This is a genomic window from Kitasatospora phosalacinea, assembly GCF_030268885.1.
GTDB lineage: Bacteria > Actinomycetota > Actinomycetes > Streptomycetales > Streptomycetaceae > Kitasatospora > Kitasatospora phosalacinea_C.
The window spans coordinates 1-918 of record NZ_BSSA01000093.1 but is presented as its reverse complement, the minus strand read 5'-3'; the positions used below and the strand labels follow the sequence as shown (position 1 = coordinate 918).

At 75.3% G+C, this 918-nt stretch carries 1 protein-coding gene; it reads right to left on the bottom strand.

Annotation, left to right across the window (positions count from 1 at the left end; translation table 11 throughout):
* A partial coding sequence (locus tag QSK52_RS39075; protein ID WP_285741039.1) for an electron transfer flavoprotein subunit alpha/FixB family protein occupies window positions 1-918 on the bottom strand: 918 nt, incomplete at both ends.

Below are 918 nucleotides of genomic sequence, written 5' to 3'. Positions count from 1 at the left end.
GTCGGTGAGCTGGGGCAGGACGGTGAAGAGGTCGCCGACGACGCCGTAGTCGACGAGTTCGAAGATCGGGGCTTCGGGGTCCTTGTTGACGGCGACGATGGTCTTGCTGGTCTGCATGCCGGCGCGGTGCTGGATGGCGCCGGAGATGCCGGCGGCGACGTACAGCTGGGGGGAGACCTGCTTGCCGGTCTGGCCGACCTGGCTGCTGTGCGGGTACCAGCCGGCGTCGACGGCGGCGCGGGAGGCGCCGACGGCGGCGCCGAGGGCGTCGGCGAGGTCCTCGACGACGGAGAAGCCCTCGGCGGCGCCGACGCCGCGGCCGCCGGAGACGACGATGGCGGCCTCGGTCAGTTCGGGGCGGCCGGTGGACACCCGCGGGGTGCGGGCGGTGACGGTGGCGGCGCCGCCGGTGAGGGCGACGGTGACGGGCTCGACCGCTCCGGCGGCGGGGGCCGGCTCGGGGGCGGCGCTGTTGGGCTTGACGGTGATGACCGGGGTGCCGGTGGTGACGGTCGACTTGACCTGGAAGGACGCGGCGAACACCGACTGGGTGGCGACGGGTCCGGCGGGGCCGGCCTCGATGTCGACGGCGTCGGTGATCAGGCCCGAGCCCAGGCGCAGGGCGGTGCGGGCGGCGACCTCCTTGTTCTCGCCGGAGGAGGTGACCAGCACGGCGGCGGCGCCGGCGGCCTTGGCGATCTGGGTCAGCGCGTCGACCTTGGGCACGACGAGCTGGGAGGTGAACTCCTCGGCGTCGGCGGTGTAGACCTTGGCGGCGCCGTACTCGGCGGCCTTGGCGGCGATGTCGGCGGCGGCCGCTCCGGCGCCCAGGACGACGGCGGAGGGGGTGCCCAGGCGGCGGGCCAGGGTCAGCAGTTCGAGGGCGGGCTTGCGCACGGCGCCGTCGGCGTGGTCGAC